Here is an 18,889-nt window from a genome sequence, read left to right as displayed (position 1 = left end):
GCGGCCAGCACCGCGGCGTCGACGCGCGCGCGCGCCAGCTGCTTGGCGTCCTCGTCGGCATAGCCGCCGGCGATGGCCAGCTGCATTTTCGGCCGCTTGGCCATCAGCGCCGCCACCTTGTCCAGCTTCTCGCGCTCGGGCGGGCTGACGTGGGCCTCGCCGGCGACGAAGCGGATGTCGTCGAAGCCGTCGCCGCCCAACAGCGCGCCCAGCGCGCGGAACGGCGCGGTGACCACCTTGGTGACCACGTTGACGATGGCCTTCCATACCAGCTGGCCGTAGCTGAACTGCGGGTCGTCCAGGCTGCCGGCCACCGGCAGGTCCAGGTCGATGCGGCCGTCGCTGTCTTCCAGCAGCGCCACCGCCAGCTTCAGCGGCAGGTGCGGCGACTTGTCGCCCTTCAGCTCGTCGCCCAGTTGGATGGAGTCGATCACGATGCGGTTTTCGCCCTTCAGCTGGCGATGATCCAGCAGGTAGCGCAGCTCTAGCGACAGCTTGCCGTCTTTCACCTGCCAGCCGGCGAAGTTCATCGAGTACGGGTTCAGGTTGTTCAGCGCCAGATTATGGAAGTCCAGCAGGATGTCGGTGCTGTCGGTGGGCGACATCGGCGACAGCGCGCCGCGCACCTTGACCTCGCCGTACTGGTCCACCGCGCCGTCCAGCGTGATGCGGCCGCGGCCGCCGGCGCGGGTGGACAGGTTCTGGATGCTGCCGCGCAGATGATGCATGCGGGTGGCGAAGTCGGGCGTCATGCCGTGGTCGGCGAACTCCACCGCGCCGTTCTGCACGTGGATGCTGTGCACGTCCACCTGCGGCAGCGGCCCGCTTTTGCCGCTGGACGGCTTGGTCGGGCGCTTGGCGAATATCTTCTGCCAGTTCAGGCTGCGCTGCGCGTCCAGTATCAGGCGGGCGCGGGGCTGGTCCAGGCGCACGTCGTTGATGGAAACTTTCAGCGGCATGCCTTGCGCCTGCAGCTGGCTGAGCGAGAGCGTGTTCCAGCCCAGCAGCGGCAGCGGCTCGCCGGGTTCCTGCAGCGCCATCTTCGCCACTTTCAGCTGGCCGCCCAGACTCCAGCGGCTGGCGGAGGCGGCATTGAGCTTGAGATCGGCGCTGAGCGCGCCGCCGGACAGTTTCAGCGGGGTGCCGGCCAGCGCGTACGGCGCCAGCGGGGCTACCGGCAGCGTGTCCAGCCGTATCGAGCCGCGGGCGGAAGGCGAGGCGGCGTCGATGTCCAGCTTGGCGGCGAGCTTGCCGTTGCCGGCGCGGCCGGCAAGGTCCAGCGCCAGCTGGTCGCCGCTCTTCAGCTCCAGCGTGCCGCCCAGCTGCTTCAGGCTGTATTCCAGCGGTTTGCCCAGGCTGAGATCGCGCCAGCCGACCGCGCTGTTTTCCAGCGAGACCGCCGGATAGGACAGCTTCCAGCCCGGACCTGCGTCCTTGGCGGCGCGGGGCGCGGCGGGACGCGGCCGCTGGGCCAGCAGCTGCTGCAGTTGCAGTTGGCCGTTGCGCTCGCGCAGCAAGGCAAGGTTCAGGCCGTCCAGCGTGATGTCGCCGGGCTGGACGCTGCGCCGCTTCAGATCGATCAGCGTGGGTTCCAGCTCGGCCTTGTCCAGGCTGAGCCAGGGCATGCCGCCGGCGGCGGCGAGCTTGATATCGGCTAGGGAGAGACCGGCTTCATCCAGCCTCAGACCGTGGTCGGGATCCAGCGACAGCTTGCCTTGCAGCCGCGGTACCGCGGTTTCCAGCTGCATCGGCCGGACAAAGGTCTGGTCGCGCCAGGCGGCGTGCCAGTCGTTGAAGCGCAGATTGTCTATCTTGATGATCCACGGCGAAGGTTTGGCGGGCTTGGCCGTCTTGTCTTCCGGTTTGGCCGGCGGCAGCGCGCGCAGCCAGTCTAGCTGGCCGGCGGCGTCGCGGCTGGCGGCCAGCTTGCCATGGTTCAACTCCACCTTGGCCACGGTCAGCAGCGAGCGGGACAGGTCCAGCGCGCCGCCGTCCACGCGCAGCTCGGGCAGATCCAGCATGCCGTCGCCGGCCGGCGCGCGCAGCTTCAGGCCTTTCAGGTTGGCGCTCAGCGAGGAGACGGTCAGATCAGGCGAGGCGCCGCTCATGTCGAACTGGTAGCGGGCATTGACCGACAGCTCGCCTTCAGGCTTGGCTGTGGCGAAGTGGGGGCGGACGTAATCCCATACCGATGCCAGCGGCAGGCCCTGCATTCGGGCCTCGCCGCTGGATTGCAGCGGTTGCAGCCGCATGCTGCCTTGCCAGTCGAAGCGGCCGCCGCCTTCCATCTCGGCGTGCAGCGTGTAGCGGCCGTTTTCTTCCAGCGTGGTCAGGTCGTTCAGGCTGAGATTGATCGGCATCAGGCGGAAATTGCCGTGCTGGCCGGCCAGGTGGTCGCTGATGCGGATCTGGCCGTTGCGCAGATTGATCGCGTCTAGTTTGAGGCGAGGCAACTTTTCCGGCGCGGTGCCGTCTTCCAGCTTGGGCGGGCCGGAAACGTCGGCGACGAAGCGGGCCCAGTTCCACACGCCGTCTTTGTTACGCTCCAGCCATAGCTCAGGGCTGTCCAGCAGGAACTCGCTGGCTTGCCAGCGGCCCATCAGCACCGCGTACAGCGCGGCGTTCAGGTAAATGCGGCGGGCCTGGAACAAGGGCTTGCCGTCGCTCTCGCGCAACGCCACGCCGTCCAGCGTCAGCTCCATGCTCCACGGCACGATGCGGACTTCGGCGATGGCCAGCTGGCGGCCATGCTTGCGCGCCCAGTCGGCGGCGGCCTTTTGCAGCAAATGAGGCGCAATCAGGCCGAGAAAGGCCCAGAAGGCCAGCACCAGCGCGCAGGCTGCGGCGAGCCAGCGCAGCCAGCGGCGGGGTCGGCGGGGGGGAGGAGCGAGGGGGGCGGCGTCTGCCTGAACGTGGGTATCCATATCGCTTAATTCTAATGCACTTTGACGCTGCCGTCCTGTTGCGTTGTTTGTCCTATTGTTGACTAAAAATGACGACGCGGGTCCGCAGCCCGTTGCCGGCGGGGGAGAACGCTGGCTAGGATGGGCGGAGCGTTGAAAATATTGAACGTGATTTTGCCAAATCTTTATCACGAAAGGACGATGATCTTGCAGCAAAACCACTGGCCAAGCCGGCCAGGCAACCCCACTCGCACCGCGGCCGAAAGGCCGCTGCTGGCCGACCGCAGCTTGTTTCTATTGCAGGCCGCGCGCCGCCACACCCTGACCCATCACGCCCGGAGGCTGGGAAGCTCGGGCAAACACAGCTGACAGAGGATTTATGGATAGTGCCCATCTCATCAATCAATGGCTCGACGAACATCATATCACCGAGGTGGAGTGTCTGATTCCGGACATGACCGGCCTCGCCCGCGGCAAGATCGTGCCGCGCCACAAATACGACCCGGCCGTGGGCTTGCGCCTGCCGGAAGCGGTGCTGTCGATGACAGTGACCGGCGACTACCCCGACCGCGACTTCACATCCGTCGCCGATCCCGACATGAAGCTGCTGCCGGACCTCAGCACGCTGCGCCCGGTGCCCTGGAACAAGGAGCCCACCGCGCAGATCATCCATGATTGCTACAGCTTCGGCGGCGAAGCGGTGGATCTGGCGCCGCGCAATGTGCTCAAGCGCATCCTGAAACTATACGAGGACCAGGGCTGGAAGCCGGTGATCGCGCCGGAGATGGAGTTCTACCTGGTGGAAATCCAGCCTGACGAGGACCTGCCGCTGCGGCCGCCGGTGGGACGCACCCGCCGCACCGAGGCGGGGATGCAGAGTTTTTCCATCGACGCGGTCAACGAATACGACGACATCTTCGACGTGATGTATGACTGGTGCGAGGCGCAGGGCCTGGCGCTGGACACGCTGATCCATGAAATGGGCACCGCGCAGATGGAGATCAACCTGGACCACGGCGATCCGCTGCAACTGGCCGACCAGGTGTTCCTGTTCAAGCGCACCGTGCGCGAGGTGGCGATCCGCAACAATATGTACGCCACCTTCATGGCCAAGCCGATGCAGGGCCAGCCCGGCAGCGCGATGCACATGCACCAGAGCGTGGTGGACATCGCCAGCGGGCGTAATATCTTCAGCCTGGCCGACGGCCAGCCGTCTCCGGCCTTCCTGCACTTCATCGGCGGCCTGCAGCGCTATCTGCCGGCGGCGATGCCGTTCTTCGCGCCTTACGTCAATTCCTACCGCCGCCTCAGCCGCTACACTTCGGCGCCGATCAATCTCAGCTGGGGCTACGACAACCGCACCTGCGGCCTGAGGGTGCCGCACTCCGATCCGGAGGCGAGGCGGGTGGAGAACCGGCTGGCCGGGGTGGACGTCAATCCCTACCTGGCGATGGCTGCCAGCCTGGCTTGCGGCTATCTGGGCATGCGCGACAAGATCGATCCGTCCGAGCCGCTGTCCGGCAGCGCCTACGAACAGCCGCACCAATTGCCGCGCCATCTGGACGACGCCATCGATATGCTGCTGCGCTGCCAGCCGCTGGCCGAGCTGTTCGGCGGACACTTCGTGGAAACCTATGCGGCGATCAAGGAGGCAGAGTACCGCGAGTACTTCGACGTGATCAGCCCGTGGGAGCGCCGCTTCCTGCTGCTGCACGTCTAGCCGTACCGCGCCTTCCCGCCCTGCGGGCTGGAAGGCGGCTCTGTGCCAGAAGTCGGCAGCGTGTCCGGCTGGGGCAGGGACAGGGGATTGTCCAATCCGGCCATGCGTAGAGCGGACACGCGCAGTTTATGCTCTGGAGCGAACATAGTATTCCAAACGATCCAGCGAGCTGCGCGCACCTTGCCTTCCGCCAGTGATGCAAGCTGCATCTGGGGATTGATGCGCAAGCGCTGACAATCCGAGCTATGGACGTGACTGGCGATGCCACGATGTTGCCGGAACGACTGCCCCGGATTGCTGCAATAGAGGCGCTGGCAACTGTGACGACTGACGGGGCGTACGACACATATTTGTGTCACGCTGCGTTTGTGGGGCGCGGCGCTGCTGCCATCATTTTTTATCTATCAGCCGCCACAACGCGGCTGCCGCTGCCCACCATCTGTCCAGCGTCGTCCGCTTAAGGGAGAGAGCCGCAATGCACAAAAGCCGCCTGAGCAACATCATCATCGACTGCAGGACCGACGACATAGAGGGCGCGGCCAGGTTTTGGTCCGCTGCGATCGGGCGTACTGCACGCGCTGCAGACGCCGCTGACCCCTATCGCCTGCTCGAAGGACCGCCGGATGAGATGAAGATTCTGGTCCAGGCAGTGGGTCGCGCGAGTCGCGTCCATCTGGACATCGAGACCAACGACGTCGAGGCGGAAGTGGCGCGCCTCGAAAGTCTTGGAGCAAAGCGGGTCGAGAAAATCCACACGTGGTGGGTTATGGAGGCGCCCACGGGACAACGCTTTTGTGTCGTGAGGCCGCAGCGGCCGGATTTTGAGGAACGGGCCAATGTTTGGCAGCGCGGCGACGCCTAACCCTTGGCCCAGCTCAAAACTGAGGCCGCATGAACACCATGTCCCATGCGGCCCACCGGTGGGCTGAAGGGGCTTCAGTCCAGCTTGGCCAGGCTTTCCGCCAGCATCGCCACGCCGTTGTGCTGTTGCAGCGGGTCAAAATAGCTGAAGTTGAGCCGCATCGCGTTCAGCCTGGGCTGGGCGTCGCGGAAGAACAGCGAGCCGGGCGCGAAGTGCATGCCGCGCTGCATCGCGGCCGGCAGCCGGGCGCGGCAGTCGCTGCCCTCCGGCAGCTCCAGCCACAGGAAATAGCCGCCTTGCGGCGTGATCTGGCGGGCGCCGGCCGGCATCTGGACGGCCAGCTGCTGGCTCATCGCCAGCCAGTTGGCCTGCAGCCGGCTGCGCAGCAGGCTGAGCATGTCCTCGTGCTGTCCGCCGGACAGCAACCGGGCCAGCGCCATCTGGCTGGGCAGCGGCGTGGACAGCGAACTGCATAGTTTCAGGCCCAGGATGCTGTCGCGGTAGCGGCCGGCGGCGATCCAGCCGACGCGGTAGCCCGGCGCCAGCGACTTGCTGAACGAGGAACAGTACAGCACGCTGCCTTTCTGGTCGTAGGCCTTCAGCGGCAAGGGCGCGCTTTCGCCGAAATACAGTTCGCGGTAGGTGTCGTCCTCGATGATGGGCAGCCGGTGCCGGTCCGCCAGCGCCAGCAGCGCCGCCTTGTCGTGGTCGCTCATCGTCAGGCCGGTGGGATGCTGGAAGTTGGCCATCGCCAGGATGCCGGCCGGCTGGTGCTGGAGGATCAACTGCTCCATCCGCTCCAGGTCCAGCGGCTGGCCGGGCGGCGTGGCCAGCGTGTGCACGGTGACGCCCAGCTGGTCCAGTTGGTCGAACAGCGCCGGGAAGGCCGGGGTCAGCACCAGCATCGCCTGGCTGCCGGACAGCTTGGTCACCGCGCGTATCGCCAGGTTCAGCGCTTCCATGCCGCCGCAGGTGACCAGCAGCTCGTCGCCGTCCAGCTCCACGCCCTGGGCCAGGTAGCGCAGCGTCAGTTCGCGGCGCAGGCCTTCGTAGCCGGTGCTGGCGTTGCCGGACAGCGCGTAGCGGTAGTCGCGCAGCGCGCGGGTGAGGGCGCGGTTCAGCGGCGTGGTGTTGATCAGCGCCGGGTTCATGTAGGGGCAGCCCCAGGGCATGGGCAGCGCGCTGGTCAGGTGCTCGATGCGGATGCCGCTGCCGTCGCTGTTGAGCGGCAGGTTGCTGGGCAGCGCGCTGCTGCGCGCCAGCACGCGGAAGCCGGAGCGCGGCAGCGATTCGATCAGCCCCAGTTTTTCCAGTTCGGCGTAGGCGCGCTGCGCGGTGGTGATGCTGATCTTGTGGTCCTGGCACACCTTGCGCAGCGAGGGCATGCGGTCGCCGGCGCGCAGATGGCCCTGCTCTATCGCATGGCGGAAGCGTTGGCTTAATTGGCCGGTTTTGTTCATATATTGTTTTCCTGAGCCGGCTTACTCGCCGATGAAGCTGGATTTTTCCCTTATGGAAACGTCATCGTTGAGAGAGCGTATCACGAAGTGGATGCGATGCGAGCCGCGCGGCGCGCTTTCCGGCTCGACCTGGACCCGAACTGGCACGGTCTCGGTCTGGGCGGGATTCACCTCGATCACCTGGCCGGGCTTCTCCATCCGGATGCCGGGCAGACCCTCCACCGTCACCACGTAGCGTTGAGCCTGCTCGGTGGTGTTGATCACCCGCAGGCTGTAGCGGTTTTGCAGCAGGCCGTCGTCGGATTGCTCCACCAGGCTGGCGCGGTCGCGCAGCACGTCCACCTTGAACGGTTTTTTCAGTACCAGCGCGGTGGTGGACAGGGTGATGATGCCGGCCAACAGGCAGGAGTAGATGACGATGCGCGGCCGGTGGAAGGAAGGGCCGCTCTTCGCCGGCTTGCCTTGCAGCGCCTCGGCGCTGGTGTAGCGGATCAGCCCGCGCGGCGACTTCAGCTTGTCCATCACCTGGTCGCAGGCGTCGATACAGGCGGCGCAGCCTATGCATTCGTACTGCAGGCCGTTGCGGATGTCGATGCCGGTGGGGCAGACCTGCACGCAGATGCCGCAATCTATGCAGCCCTTGGTCTGGGCGTCGCTCTTGGCCTGGGTCTTGCCGCGCGGCTCGCCGCGCTTGGCGTCATAGGAAATGACCAGGGTGTGGTCGTCGAACATCGAACCCTGGAAGCGCGCGTACGGGCACATGTGCAAACAGACCTTCTCGCGCAGCACGCCGGCCATCAGCCAGGTGAAGCCGCCGTAGAACAGCGTCCAGAACAGATCCCATGGCCCCATCTGCAGCGTGGCCAGCTCGCGCATCGGCGTGAAGTAGCCGACGAAGGTCAGGCCGGTCCACAAGGAAAACGCGGCCATGATCGCCTGGGTGGCGCCTTTCTTGGCGAACTTGCCGACGCTCATCGGCGACGCGTCCAGCTTGCGGCGGGCGTTGTGGTCGCCCTGGATCGCCCTTTCGATCCAGATCATGATCTGGGTGTACACCGTTTGCGGGCAGCTGTAGCCGCACCACAGCCGGCCGGCCAGCGTGGTCCACAGGAACAGCCCCAGCGCCGATACAACCAACAGCGCCGCCAGGTAGATGAAGTCCTGCGGCCACAGGCTGATGCCGAAGATCAGAAAATGATGCTCCGCCAGATTGAAATGCACCGCCTGGCGGCCGTTCCACTGCAGCCAGGGCATGCCGAAGAACGCCAGTTGCGTCAGCACCACCATGCCGACGCGGACATTGTTGAAGCGGCCGCTGGTGAGCCGGGGATGGATCTTGATGGGGATGGGTTTGATTTCAGGCTTGGACATGGCTGCCACCACGCTATGAAGATGGCTATTTTTACTGCTGAGGATCAGTACAAACAATGAACAGACAATGATGAAAATATCAGTACAGATCCCACTGTATATTTACAGGAATGGATAGCGTATTGGCATAATCGTCAATGGGCGCAAGCTCAGGACTTCCTGCAAAGAGAGATGTCGCATACAGATTATCCGGAAGGGGGGGCGATGGATGCCAATATGGCCGCGGCGTTCGCGGTGTATCTGGTCGGGACGGCCAGCCCGGGGCCCAGCAATCTGGCCATCATGAGCGTGGCGATGGAGCAGGGGAGAAGCCGGGCCCTGTCGCTGGCGGCGGGCGTGGTGCTGGGCTCGGTTTGCTGGGGCATGCTCGCGGCGATGGGATTCGCGGAGCTGATGCGCAACAGCTTGGCGTTGGCATGGGGGCTGAAGCTGCTGGGCGGCTTCTATTTGCTATGACTGGCTTGGCAGTCAGCCAGACAGGCGGCTTGCGCGGCCGACGCGGCGAAAGCCGGGCAGGGATGGGCCGGGCTGTCGCACAGGCAGGCGTTGTTGCGGGGTTTGCTGATGCATCTGGGCAATCCCAAGGCGATCCTGGTCTGGCTGTCGCTGGTGTCGTTGGCGGCGCCCGCCGCGGGCGGCGGCGGGCATGGCGCTCGGGTGGTGGCGGGCTGCGCGCTGATCGCCGTCTGCGTGTTCTCAGCCTATGCGCTGTTGTTTTCCGCCGCGGCCGCGCGGCGCGCTTACCAGAGATCGAGGCGTTGGCTGCATGGCGCGCTGGCGCTGGCGTTCGCCTGGGCGGGCGCCAGGATGCTGCGGGGAGGTGTCTGATCGTTTGAAGGGCGGGGCGGCGGCGCCAGCTTCCGACGCGCGGTGGATTGTCCTCAGGGCTCCTGGCGGTTGGCGCCGGCCTGCACGGCTGAGAAGTGGTTGACCACATCGGCCAGCTGCGAGGTGCTGTTGCGTATCTGCTCGATCGAATTGCTGGCCTCGCTGGCGTGTTCCTCGCCTTTTTGCGCTTTCACCAGCATTTCGTGAATGCTCTCGGTGGCGTTGCCGGTGCCGTTCTTGATGTCGTCTATCATCTCCGTCACCTCCTTGGTGGAGGAGCTGGTGCGCTCCGCCAGTTTGCGCACCTCGTCGGCCACCACGGCGAAGCCGCGGCCCTGCTCGCCGGCGCGGGCCGCTTCGATCGCCGCGTTCAGCGCCAGCAGGTTGGTCTGGTCGGCGATTTCATGGATGGTGTTGACGATGGTGGTGATGCGATTGGTTTTCTGTTCCAGGTCTTCTATCAGACGCGCCGACTGCCCCGCGCTGTCGGCTATCACGCTCATCGCCTGGATGGTGTCGCGGATCACCTGCTGGCCGTCGTTTGACGCGCTGTCCGACGCCGCCGACAGCCGGTGCGCTTCCTGCACCAGGCGCAGGTCTTGCTGCCGCGCAGTTTCCTGATCAGTGATGTCGGTGGCGAACTTGATGACCTTGAATACCACGCCATCGTCGTCGAAGATCGGATTGTAGCTGGCCTCCAGCCAAATCGGCCGGCCCGACTTGTGCAGGCGCTCGAACCTGCCGCTGACGAACACGCCTTGTTTCAGCTGTGTCCACAGATGTTCATAGGCGGGGCTGTGCACGAAGTCGGCTGGGCAGAAGATTCTGTGATGTTTGCCGATGATTTCCTCGGCGGTATAGCCTGTGGCGCCGAGAAAATTGGCGTTGGCAGTCAGTATGGTGCCCTCGGGGGTGAATTCGATGACGGCCATTGAGCGCTCGACGGCTTTCATGATGTTTCTCGCCTCATGGGCGAGCTTGACCTCCTGGGTGACGTCCAGCGCGAACTTGATCACTTTGACCACCTGGCCCTGCTTGTCGCAGACCGGGTTGTAGCTGGCCTCCAGCCAGACGGTGCGGCCATCCTTGGCGATGCGCCTGAACTGATCCTTGATGATGCCCCCTGTCCGCAACACATGCCAAAAGGCCTTGTATTCCTGGCTGGCCGCGAATTGCGGTAGGCAGAACATTCTATGGTGTTTGCCGACGATTTCCTCGGCGCTATAGCCCATGGTCTGCTCGAAATTGGCATTGGCGGAGAGAATGATGCCGTCCGGACTGAATTCTATGATGGCGGTCGATTGGTTCAGCGCATTCAGCACGTTTTTTTGATTTTCCAGTTGCGTCAGGGCGTCGTTCAACGCGGATTTCAGTTTTTGATCGAACATCGTGGAATCCTCGCGGGATAGGGATGGTCGGGAGGGTAAGTGCGTTATCGCTTATTTGGTGTATGAAAAATGAGTGAGATTAGTCAAGGGGAGTGTGGGGGGAAGTCTGGTTTTGGACGAGAGGTGCGTTGTCGGCTTATTGGGAAACGACGCGGCGGCGGCGCGGACCGGTCGCAGCGGTTTGCCATGAGTTGTTGGCGGCCGCATGGGCGGCCGCGATGCGAGGTGTTGGGGCGCTCAGCGCGTCAGCTGCGGGAACAGCCGGTAAACGCCGTCGACGATGATTTCCACCGATACCGCCGCCAGCAGCATGCCCATCACCCGGTTGACGATATTGATGCCGGTCTGGCCCAGCAGCCGGGACAGCGGCGAAGCCAGCACCAGCGCGCCATAGCAGGTGACGGCCACCAGGAGGCCGCTGACCAGCAGGTAGACCACCTGCAGCCAGGAGTGGGCGGTGCTGGCGTAGATGATCACGGTGGAGATGGTGCCGGGGCCGGTCATCAGCGGGATGGCCATCGGTACCACCGCGATATTGGTCTTGTGGCCGGCTTCCTCCCGTTCCTGCTTGGTGGTCTTGGTCGGCCCGGGCTTGGCGTTCATCAGCGCGATGGCGATCAGCATCACCAGGATGCCGCCGCCCACCTGGAACGAGCCGATGCTGATGCCAAGGAAGCGCAGCAGTGTCTCGCCGACCACGGCGAACAGGCTGAGCACGATGGCGACGGCGATGGCGGTGGTCTTGGCGATTTTCCGCCTTTCCTCCAGGCCGGCGTTGGGCGTCAGGCTGATGAAGATGGGAATGGCGCCCAGCGGATTGACCAGCACCAGCAGGGCGATGAAGATTTTTGCGATTTCGATTTCCATGATGATGGAGCTTACCTGTTAGTTCGATCCACAACATTCGGCGTGGAGACGCAAACAACCATGGTTGCGTCAGGGAAATGGAGATATAAAAAAACCGGCGTCGCCGCCGGTTTCAGCATAGCGGAGCGCCGACGCTCACGCCTTGGCCAGCAATAGCTCCAGCGTGCGGCGGTAAATGTCGGACAAGGGCTCGACATCGGCCGTTTCCACGCACTCGTTCAGTTTGTGGATGGTGGCGTTGACCGGGCCGAACTCCACCAGTTCGCGCGCGATGCGCTTGATGAAGCGGCCGTCCGAGGTGCCGCCGGTGGTGGACAATTCCGCCTTGGCGTCGGCCACTTCGGCGATGGCAGCGCTCAAGGCCTCCGTCAGCGCGCCCGGCGGCGTGATGAAGGGCTGGCCGGACAATTGCCAATGCATCTCGTAAGCCAGGCCGTGCCTGTCCAGGATCTGGCAGACCCGTTCCTTCAGGCTGTCCGCCGGGCTTTCCGGCGAGAAGCGGAAATTGAACAGCAGCTCGCACTGGCCGGGGATGACGTTGGTGGCGCCGGTGCCGGCCTGGATGTTGGACACCTGCCAGCTGGTGGGCGGGAAGAAGGCGTTGCCGTCGTCCCAGCGGGTGGCGGCCAGTTCCGCCAGCGCCGGCGCCATCAGGTGGATGGGGTTTTTCGCTAGTTGCGGATAGGCGATATGGCCCTGGATGCCGTGCACCACCAGCCGGCCCGACAGCGAGCCGCGGCGGCCGTTCTTGACGGTGTCGCCCAGGCGCTGCTCGGACGTCGGCTCGCCGACGACGCAGTAGTCTATCGCTTCGCCGCGCGCTTCCAGCGCGTCGACTACCTTCACCGTGCCGTCCACCGCCACGCCTTCCTCGTCCGAGGTGATCAGCAGCGCCAGCGAGCCATCATGGTCCGGATGCTCGGCGACGAAGCGCTCGCAGGCGGTGACGAAGGCGGCCAAGGATGCCTTCATGTCGGCGGCGCCGCGGCCGTACAGCAGGCCGTTGCGGATGGTAGGCTCGAACGGCGGACTGTCCCATTTCTCCAGCGGGCCGGTGGGCACCACGTCTGTATGGCCGGCGAAGCAGAACACCGGGCCGGCGTCGCCCCTGCGCGCCCAGAAGTTGTCCACGTCGCCGTGGCGCATCTTCTCCACCTTGAAGCCGATGGCCTCCAAGCGGTCTATCATCAGCGCCTGGCAACCCTCGTCGCGCGGGGTGACGGAATCGCGGCGGATCAACTCGCGGGCGAGATCCAGCGTCGCGCTCATAAGCCGAAGCGCTCCGTCCAGTCGGCCTCGGAGAAGCCGACGCCCACCTTGCCGTCCAGGTCCAGCACTGGGCGCTTGATCACGGAAGTCTGCTCCCGCATCAGCGCGATGGCGCCGTCCGGCGTATCGGCCGCGGCTTTGGCTTCATCCGGCAGCGCGCGCCAGGTGGTGCCCTGGCGGTTGACCAGCTTGGCCAGCGGCACCTGGGCGGTCCAGGCCTGCAGGCGCTCGGCGTCTATGCCCTGTTTCTTGAAGTCGTGGAAGATGTAATCGATGCCGTTGTCGGCCAGCCATTGCCGGGCCTTCTTCACGGTGGTGCAGTTGGGGATGCCGTACAGGGTAATCATCGGGTGGGTTTACAAGTCCAGTTTGATGCTGTCGAAGCCGGCCGCGCTGGCGGGGCCGGATTTGCCTTTGCCGCTCTCCTTCGACTGATTGACCAGCCAATACAGATTGGTGGGAGAGTCGGCGTTTTTCAGCGCTTCGTCCAGGCTGATCCGTCCGGCTTGGTAGAGCTGGAACAGCGCCTGTTCGAAAGTCTGCGCGCCATCGCTCATGCTGTTTTCGATGGCCTCCTTGATTTTGTCCATCTCTCCGCCGCGAATCAACTCCGAAATGTGCGGCGTGTTGATCAGCAGCTCCAGCGCGGGGGTGCGGCCGCCATCCAGCGTCGACACCAGGCGCTGCGAGATCACCGCGCGCAGCGAGGCCGACAGGTCCATCAGCAGCGCGCCCCTGGCCTCGGGCGGGAAGAAGTTCATCACCCGGTTCAGCATGTGGTAGCTGTTGTTGCCGTGCAGCGTGGAGATGCACAGATGGCCGGATTGGGCGTAGGTGATGGCGTGGCCCAGCGTTTCCGGATCGCGGATCTCGCCTATCATCAGCACGTCCGGCGCCTCGCGCATCGCGTTCTTCAGCGCGCGGGCGTAGGACAGCGTGTCGAAGCCGATTTCGCGCTGGTTGACGATGGACTGATCGTGGCGGAACAGGAATTCGATCGGGTCCTCGATGGTGAGGATGTGGCCCTTGGTGCTGCGGTTGCGCGCCTGCAGCATCGCCGCCACCGTCGAGCTCTTGCCGGAGCCGGTGGAGCCGACCACCAGGATCAGGCCGCGCTTCAGCTGGATCAGCTCTTCCAGCAGCGGCGGCAGCTCCAGTTCCTCCATGGTGGGAATGCTGGGCAGGATGTAGCGCACCACCATGCCGACCGAGCCGCGCTGCCAGAACACATTGACGCGGAAGCTGCCCAGGCCCGGTACCGGATGGCCCAGATTCATCTCGCGCTCGCGCTCGAAGACGGCGGCTTCTTCCTCGCTCATCAGGCTGTAGGCCAGTTGCTTGACCATGTCCGGCGTCAGCGGCTTCTCGTTGACCGGCGCCAGTTCGCCGGCCAGCTTCAGCATCGGTGGGGAGAAGCTGGTCAGAAACAGGTCGCTGGCCTTTTTTTCGGCCATCAGCTTGAAAAACGGCAACATCAGCATGGAGCGCTCCGAAGGGGCTGAGGATCGATTCAGTTTAGCCGTCCCGCGCGGGCTTGCGTTTGCGCCGGGTAAAACAAAACGCCGCCCGTAAGGGGCGGCGTCGCTTGAATGCCGGTGGTCGGTCAGGCCGGCCTGGCGGTTTCCTGGTCGCGCAGCGCGCGGCGCAGGATCTTGCCGACGTTGGTCTTGGGCAGCTCGGTGCGGAACTCCACCAGCTTGGGCACTTTGTAGCCGGTGAGGTTTTCGCGGCAGTAGCGGATGATGTCCTTGTCGGTGAGGGCGGGGTTCTTCTTCACCACGAATACCTTGACCACTTCGCCGGATTTGTCGTCCGGCACGCCGATGCAGGCCACTTCCAACACGTCCGGATGGCCGGCTACCACGTCTTCGATCTCGTTCGGATAGACGTTGAAGCCGGATACCAGAATCATGTCCTTCTTGCGGTCCACCAGTTTGACGTAGCCTTCCGGGGTGATCACGGCCATGTCGCCGGTGGCGAGGAAGCCGTCGTCGCCCAGCACCTTGGTCGTCTCATCCGGGCGATTCCAGTAACCGCGCATCACTTGCGGGCCGCGGATGCACAGCTCGCCCTGTTCGCCCATGGCTACCGGCTTGCCTTCGGCGTCGCGGATTTCGATCTCGGTGGAGGGTACCGGCAGGCCGATGGTGCCGTTGTATTCCTTCAGGTCCATCGGGTTGATGCAAGCTGCGGGGCTGGTCTCGGTCAGGCCGTAGGCTTCCACCAGCGGCACGCCGGTGACGGCTTTCCACTTGTCGGCTACCGCCTTCTGCACCGCCATGCCGCCGCCCAGCGTCAGCCGCCAGCTGGAGAAATTCAGCTTGGAGAACTCCGGATTGTTCAGCAGTGCGTTGAACAGCGTGTTGACGCCGGTGATGCAGGTGATCGGGTATTTGCGCAGTTCCTTGACGAAGCCGGGGATGTCGCGCGGATTGGTGATCAGCACGTTCAGCGCGCCGATCTCGGTGAACACCATCAGGTTCGCGGTCAGCGAGAAGATGTGGTACAGCGGCAGCGCGGTGACGATCACTTCCTGGCCTTCGCGCACCAGCGTGCCTACCCAGGCGCTCGCCTGAAGCATGTTGGCGACGATGTTCCGGTGCAGCAGCACAGCGCCCTTGGCCACGCCTGTGGTGCCGCCGGTGTACTGCAGGAAGGCGATGTCGTCGTGGGTCAGCGCTACTTTGTCGTAGGGTTTGGCCGCGCCGATTGACAGCGCGTCGTTGAAGCGGATGTGGCCGGGGATGTGCCAGGGCGGCACCATCTTCTTGACCTTGCGCACCACGAAGTTCACCAGCGCGCCCTTGAAGACGCCCAGCATCTCGCCGATGGAGGCGATCACCACGTTCTTCACCTGGGTGCGCGGCAGCACCTGCTCCAGCACGCCGGCGAAGTTCTCCAGGATGACGATGGTTTCCGCGCCGGAATCCTTCAGTTGGTGCTCCAGCTCGCGCGGGGTGTACAGCGGATTGACGTTGACCACCGCGCCGCCGGCGCGCAGCGTGCCGAACACCGCGATTGGGTATTGCAGCAGATTGGGCATCATCAGCGCGACGCGGTCGCCTTTTTTCAGGCCCAGCCTGTGTTGCAGGAAAGAGGCGAATCGGCCGCTGAGCGCGTCCAGCTCAGCATAGCTGAGCACCTTGTCCATGCAGGCCATCGCCGGCCGGCCGCTGAATTTCTTGACGCTGCGGTCGAACACCTCGGTTACCGACTGGAACTGGTTGATGTCGATCTCGTGGGCGACGCCGGGCTGGTAGTTTTTGAGCCACACCTTATCCATAAATCCGGGTTTCTCCGTCGTGCGGGTTTTAGCGAGCTTCGCCGCGGCGGGCGCGGACGAGCGTTTTTGCGAGTCGCTATTTAATAGTTGTTGTTGTCGGCCTGAAGGCCATTGCGATCAAACCGGAGTTTGATTCGCGGTAATGTATCGCAACTGAAATCGTCTCGCAAAGTTGTCTGGCATGCGGCGGCCTCCGCCCCGGGGCCGGGCGGCCGCGCCGGTTTTCTTTTTTGCGGAAATAGGTTACAATCGCAGCGGTTAGGGATGGGCGTTTCGCCCATTTTTTATTTGTGGAAAAAGCAATGGATGTTCGTTTGCTGCTGGAAAACACCCTGCAGGGTCTGGGCTATGAGCTCGTCGATTTCGAAATGACCCAAGGTGGCGGTTTCCGCGTATTTATCGATAAGCCCGGTGGCATCACCGTGGAAGACTGCGTGCTGGTGAGCAATCACCTGACTCGGCTGTTCATGGTCGAGAACGTGGATTACGAGCGTTTGGAAGTGTCTTCGCCGGGCCTGGATCGCCCGCTGAAGAAGGAGGCCGATTTTGTCCGCTTCTCCGGTCAGCTCGCCAAGATCAAGACGCGGATGCCGATCGAGCAGCAGAAGAAATTTACCGGTCGTCTTGCCGGGGTCGAGGGTGGCTCCGTGAAGCTGGATGTGGATGGCCGCATCGTGGAGATTCCGTTCGCCAACATCGACAAGGCTCGTATCGAGCCTGAGTTTTGATGTCTGGACGGCGATAGCCCGCGCTAAAGGACAAAATTCGGAGAGGAATGCATGAGTCGCGAGATTTTGTTGCTGGTGGATGCCCTGGCGAGCGAAAAGAATGTCAGCAAGGATGTGGTGTTCTCCGCCCTTGAGATGGCGCTTGCCTCGGCCACCAAGAAGAAGTTTACCGATGACGAGATGGACGTGCGCGTCGAAATCGACCGCCACACCGGCCAGTACCAGACTTTCCGCCGCTGGACGGTGGTGGAAGACGAGCTTGTCGAGAGCGACAGCAAGGAAATCGGCCTGATCGACGCGCGCGACCGCGATCCGCGCATCGAAGCGGGCGCTGTCATCGAAGAGCCGATGGAAGCCGTCGAGTTCGGCCGCATCGGCGCGCAGACCGCCAAGCAGGTGATCCTGCAACGCATCCGCGACGCCGAGCGCGAACAGCTGCTGAACGAGTTTCTGCAGCGCCGCGAGCACCTGGTGATCGGCACCATCAAGCGCATTGAGCGCGGCAACGCCATCGTCGAGTGCGGCAAGCTGGAAGCCGTGCTGCCGCGCGATCAGATGATTCCGAAGGAAAACCTGCGCGTGGGCGACCGCGTGAAGGCCTACCTGCTGCGCATTGATCGCCAGGGCCGCGGCCCGCAGCTGATCCTGTCGCGCACCGCGCCGGAATTCCTGGTCAAGCTGTTCGAGCTGGAGGTGCCGGAGATCGAGGAAGGCATGCTGGAAATCCGCGCCGCCGTGCGCGATTCGGGCATGCGCGCCAAGATCGCCGTCAAGGCCAACGACGCCCGCATCGATCCGCAGGGCACCTGCATCGGCATGCGCGGTTCCCGCGTTCAGGCCGTGACCCAGGAGCTGGCGGGCGAGCGCGTCGACATCGTGTTGTGGGCGCCGGAACCGGCCCAGTTCGTGATCAATGCGCTGTCGCCGGCTGAAGTGAGCCGCATCATGGTTGATGAAGACAATCACAGCATGGACGTGATCGTCGAGGAAGAGCAGCTGGCGCTGGCAATCGGCCGCAGCGGCCAGAACGTCAAGCTCGCCGCCGAGCTGACCGGCTGGTACCTGAACATCATGACCGTGACCGAGGCTGAAGAGAAGCACCAGGCCGAGGACGCCGCGCTGCGCCAGCTGTTCGTCAGCGCGCTGAGCGTGGACGAAGACACTGCCGCCAAGCTGGTGGAAGAGGGCTTCGCCGCGCTGGAAGAAGTGGCCTATGTGCCGTTGGAAGAAATGCTGGAAATCGAAGGCTTCAACGAGGAGCTGGTGGGCGAGCTGCGTAGCCGCGCCCGTGATGCGCTCCTGACGCAGGCCATCGCGTCCGAAGAGCAGGTCGAGAATGTATCCGACGACCTGAAGGACGTTGAGGGCCTAGATGCCGAGCTGGTTCGCAAGCTGGCCGCAGGCGGTGTGGCCACCCGCGACGATCTGGCCGACCTGGCCGTTGACGATCTGGTGGACATGACCGGCATGGAAGCGGAAGCTGCACGCGCAATCATCATGAAGGCGCGCGAACACTGGTTCAACCAGTAAGGCTTTCTCGGGAAGTATTTACGGAATTTGGGAAGACGCATGGTTTTGACGAATGTAAAACAATTTGCCGGTGAGATGAATCTCACGCCGGAACGCCTGCTGGAACAGCTGAAGGCAGCCGGAGTGAGCAAGCGCTCGCCGGATGACACGCTGTCGGCGCAAGACAAGTCCCAGCTCCTGGACTACCTGAAGCGTTCGCACGGCGCGCGCGACGATTCCAATATCACTCTGACTCGCAAGTCTACTTCCGAAGTGAAGAAGGCCGACGGCAGCACCGTGACGGTGGAAACCCGCAAGAAGCGCGTGGTGGCCCGTCCCGACGACGCGCCTCGCACCGAGGCGGCTAAACCGGCCGAGGCGGCGCCTGTCGCCGCGCCGGTGGAAGCCAAGCCGGAACCGAAGCCGGAACCCAAGGTAGAAGCCAAGCCGGAGCCGAAGCCCGAGCCGAAGCCAGAACCGAAGGTCGAGGCCAAGCCGGAACCGAAGCCGGAAGCCAAACCCGAGCCGAAGCCGGCCGCCGTGCCGGCGCCGCGCACCGTCGCCTCCATCCTGTCGCCGGAAGAAATCGCCGCTCGCGAAGCGGAAGAAAAGCGCCAAGCCGCTTTCCGCGCCCGTCAGGAAGCGCTGATGCGTGAAAAGATCGAACGCGAAGAGCGCCGCCAGGCCGCCAAGCTGGCCGC

At 64.0% G+C, this 18,889-nt stretch carries 15 protein-coding genes and 2 pseudogenes; 8 read left to right on the top strand and 9 right to left on the bottom strand.

The window, feature by feature from the left end:
* Positions 1-2,924 (bottom strand): DUF748 domain-containing protein (locus LQR33_RS21320; RefSeq protein WP_231470339.1); only part of this gene is annotated, 2,924 nt, incomplete at its 3' end.
* A gap of 180 nt (positions 2,925-3,104) precedes the next feature.
* Between LQR33_RS21320 and LQR33_RS21315 the strand changes: the two genes are divergently transcribed.
* From LQR33_RS21315 to LQR33_RS21300, 4 genes and pseudogenes are all read left to right on the top strand, one after another.
* Entirely contained in the window at positions 3,105-3,272 is a 168-nt protein-coding gene (locus LQR33_RS21315; RefSeq protein ID WP_231470337.1) for a hypothetical protein, read from the top strand.
* Between the two features lie 10 nt (positions 3,273-3,282).
* Positions 3,283-4,623, top strand: coding sequence for a glutamine synthetase family protein (locus LQR33_RS21310; protein ID WP_021477177.1), 1,341 nt, complete (start codon positions 3,283-3,285; stop codon positions 4,621-4,623).
* Positions 4,624-4,823: 200 nt separating this feature from the next.
* Positions 4,824-5,018, top strand: a pseudogene (locus tag LQR33_RS21305) (IS5/IS1182 family transposase); the annotation flags it as partial.
* Positions 5,019-5,098: 80 nt separating this feature from the next.
* Entirely contained in the window at positions 5,099-5,485 is a 387-nt protein-coding gene (locus tag LQR33_RS21300; protein ID WP_231470335.1) for a VOC family protein, read from the top strand.
* Between the two features lie 74 nt (positions 5,486-5,559).
* On the opposite strand, the gene LQR33_RS21295 is transcribed toward LQR33_RS21300, so the two are convergent.
* The gene (locus LQR33_RS21295) at positions 5,560-6,945 is read right to left on the bottom strand and encodes an aminotransferase-like domain-containing protein (protein WP_043618145.1); all 1,386 of its coding nucleotides are present in this window, start codon (positions 6,943-6,945) and stop codon (positions 5,560-5,562) included.
* Between the two features lie 21 nt (positions 6,946-6,966).
* On the bottom strand, positions 6,967-8,316 hold the full coding sequence (gene ccoG, locus LQR33_RS21290) for a cytochrome c oxidase accessory protein CcoG (protein ID WP_166441266.1): 1,350 nt from the start codon (positions 8,314-8,316) through the stop codon (positions 6,967-6,969).
* A gap of 171 nt (positions 8,317-8,487) precedes the next feature.
* Here ccoG and LQR33_RS21285 point away from each other — a divergent pair.
* Positions 8,488-9,144 (top strand): annotated as a pseudogene (locus LQR33_RS21285) (LysE family translocator).
* Positions 9,145-9,197: 53 nt separating this feature from the next.
* On the opposite strand, the gene LQR33_RS21280 reads toward LQR33_RS21285, so the two are convergent.
* The 6 genes from LQR33_RS21280 to LQR33_RS21255 all read right to left on the bottom strand — a co-directional run bounded on the left by LQR33_RS21280 (position 9,198) and on the right by LQR33_RS21255 (position 15,951).
* Entirely contained in the window at positions 9,198-10,532 is a 1,335-nt protein-coding gene (locus LQR33_RS21280) for a methyl-accepting chemotaxis protein (protein ID WP_166441267.1), read from the bottom strand.
* Between the two features lie 237 nt (positions 10,533-10,769).
* On the bottom strand, positions 10,770-11,399 hold the full coding sequence (locus tag LQR33_RS21275) for a MarC family protein (RefSeq protein WP_205692682.1): 630 nt from the start codon (positions 11,397-11,399) through the stop codon (positions 10,770-10,772).
* 135 nt (positions 11,400-11,534) lie between these two features.
* Positions 11,535-12,668: a succinyl-diaminopimelate desuccinylase gene (gene dapE, locus LQR33_RS21270; protein ID WP_231177677.1), complete on the bottom strand. Its 1,134-nt coding sequence runs from the start codon at positions 12,666-12,668 to the stop codon at positions 11,535-11,537.
* Positions 12,665-13,015: an arsenate reductase gene (locus tag LQR33_RS21265; protein WP_021477170.1), complete on the bottom strand. Its 351-nt coding sequence runs from the start codon at positions 13,013-13,015 to the stop codon at positions 12,665-12,667. The genes dapE and LQR33_RS21265 overlap by 4 nt, the downstream gene beginning before the upstream one ends.
* Positions 13,016-13,024: 9 nt before the next feature.
* Entirely contained in the window at positions 13,025-14,149 is a 1,125-nt protein-coding gene (locus tag LQR33_RS21260; RefSeq protein ID WP_221664224.1) for a PilT/PilU family type 4a pilus ATPase, read from the bottom strand.
* 122 nt (positions 14,150-14,271) lie between these two features.
* Entirely contained in the window at positions 14,272-15,951 is a 1,680-nt protein-coding gene (locus LQR33_RS21255) for a long-chain-fatty-acid--CoA ligase (RefSeq protein ID WP_166441271.1), read from the bottom strand.
* A gap of 302 nt (positions 15,952-16,253) precedes the next feature.
* On the opposite strand from LQR33_RS21255, the gene rimP reads away from it, so the two are divergent.
* The 3 genes from rimP to LQR33_RS21240 form a co-directional block, all read left to right on the top strand.
* Positions 16,254-16,679 carry a ribosome maturation factor RimP gene (gene rimP / locus LQR33_RS21250; protein ID WP_166441272.1) on the top strand — a complete coding sequence of 142 codons (426 nt, stop codon included), beginning with the start codon at positions 16,254-16,256 and terminating at the stop codon, positions 16,677-16,679.
* 51 nt (positions 16,680-16,730) lie between these two features.
* Positions 16,731-18,209, top strand: a complete 1,479-nt coding sequence (nusA, locus tag LQR33_RS21245) for a transcription termination factor NusA (protein WP_221664229.1) — start codon at positions 16,731-16,733, stop codon at positions 18,207-18,209.
* A 75-nt stretch (positions 18,210-18,284) separates the two neighbouring features.
* On the top strand, positions 18,285-18,889 hold a 605-nt coding region (locus LQR33_RS21240; protein ID WP_231470333.1), incomplete at its 3' end, for a translation initiation factor IF-2 N-terminal domain-containing protein.

It is taken from the genome of Chromobacterium piscinae (assembly GCF_021129175.1).
Lineage (GTDB): Bacteria > Pseudomonadota > Gammaproteobacteria > Burkholderiales > Chromobacteriaceae > Chromobacterium > Chromobacterium piscinae.
The sequence above is the reverse complement of the archived record's forward strand: the minus strand, read 5'-3'. Positions and strand labels throughout refer to the sequence as shown.

Excerpts from the sequence above, each read along its gene's own strand:
- LQR33_RS21280 (WP_166441267.1), bottom strand. The coding sequence starts at position 10,532 with ATGTTCGATCAAAAACTGAAATCCGCGTTGAACGACGCCCTGACGCAA.
- LQR33_RS21255 (WP_166441271.1), bottom strand. The coding sequence starts at position 15,951 with ATGGATAAGGTGTGGCTCAAAAACTACCAGCCCGGCGTCGCCCACGAG.
- nusA (WP_221664229.1), top strand. The coding sequence starts at position 16,731 with ATGAGTCGCGAGATTTTGTTGCTGGTGGATGCCCTGGCGAGCGAAAAG.
- LQR33_RS21315 (WP_231470337.1), top strand. The coding sequence starts at position 3,105 with ATGATCTTGCAGCAAAACCACTGGCCAAGCCGGCCAGGCAACCCCACT.
- LQR33_RS21295 (WP_043618145.1), bottom strand. The coding sequence starts at position 6,945 with ATGAACAAAACCGGCCAATTAAGCCAACGCTTCCGCCATGCGATAGAG.
- ccoG (WP_166441266.1), bottom strand. The coding sequence starts at position 8,316 with ATGTCCAAGCCTGAAATCAAACCCATCCCCATCAAGATCCATCCCCGG.
- LQR33_RS21275 (WP_205692682.1), bottom strand. The coding sequence starts at position 11,399 with ATGGAAATCGAAATCGCAAAAATCTTCATCGCCCTGCTGGTGCTGGTC.
- rimP (WP_166441272.1), top strand. The coding sequence starts at position 16,254 with ATGGATGTTCGTTTGCTGCTGGAAAACACCCTGCAGGGTCTGGGCTAT.
- LQR33_RS21260 (WP_221664224.1), bottom strand. The coding sequence starts at position 14,149 with ATGCTGATGTTGCCGTTTTTCAAGCTGATGGCCGAAAAAAAGGCCAGC.
- LQR33_RS21265 (WP_021477170.1), bottom strand. The coding sequence starts at position 13,015 with ATGATTACCCTGTACGGCATCCCCAACTGCACCACCGTGAAGAAGGCC.
- LQR33_RS21310 (WP_021477177.1), top strand. The coding sequence starts at position 3,283 with ATGGATAGTGCCCATCTCATCAATCAATGGCTCGACGAACATCATATC.
- dapE (WP_231177677.1), bottom strand. The coding sequence starts at position 12,668 with ATGAGCGCGACGCTGGATCTCGCCCGCGAGTTGATCCGCCGCGATTCC.
- LQR33_RS21300 (WP_231470335.1), top strand. The coding sequence starts at position 5,099 with ATGCACAAAAGCCGCCTGAGCAACATCATCATCGACTGCAGGACCGAC.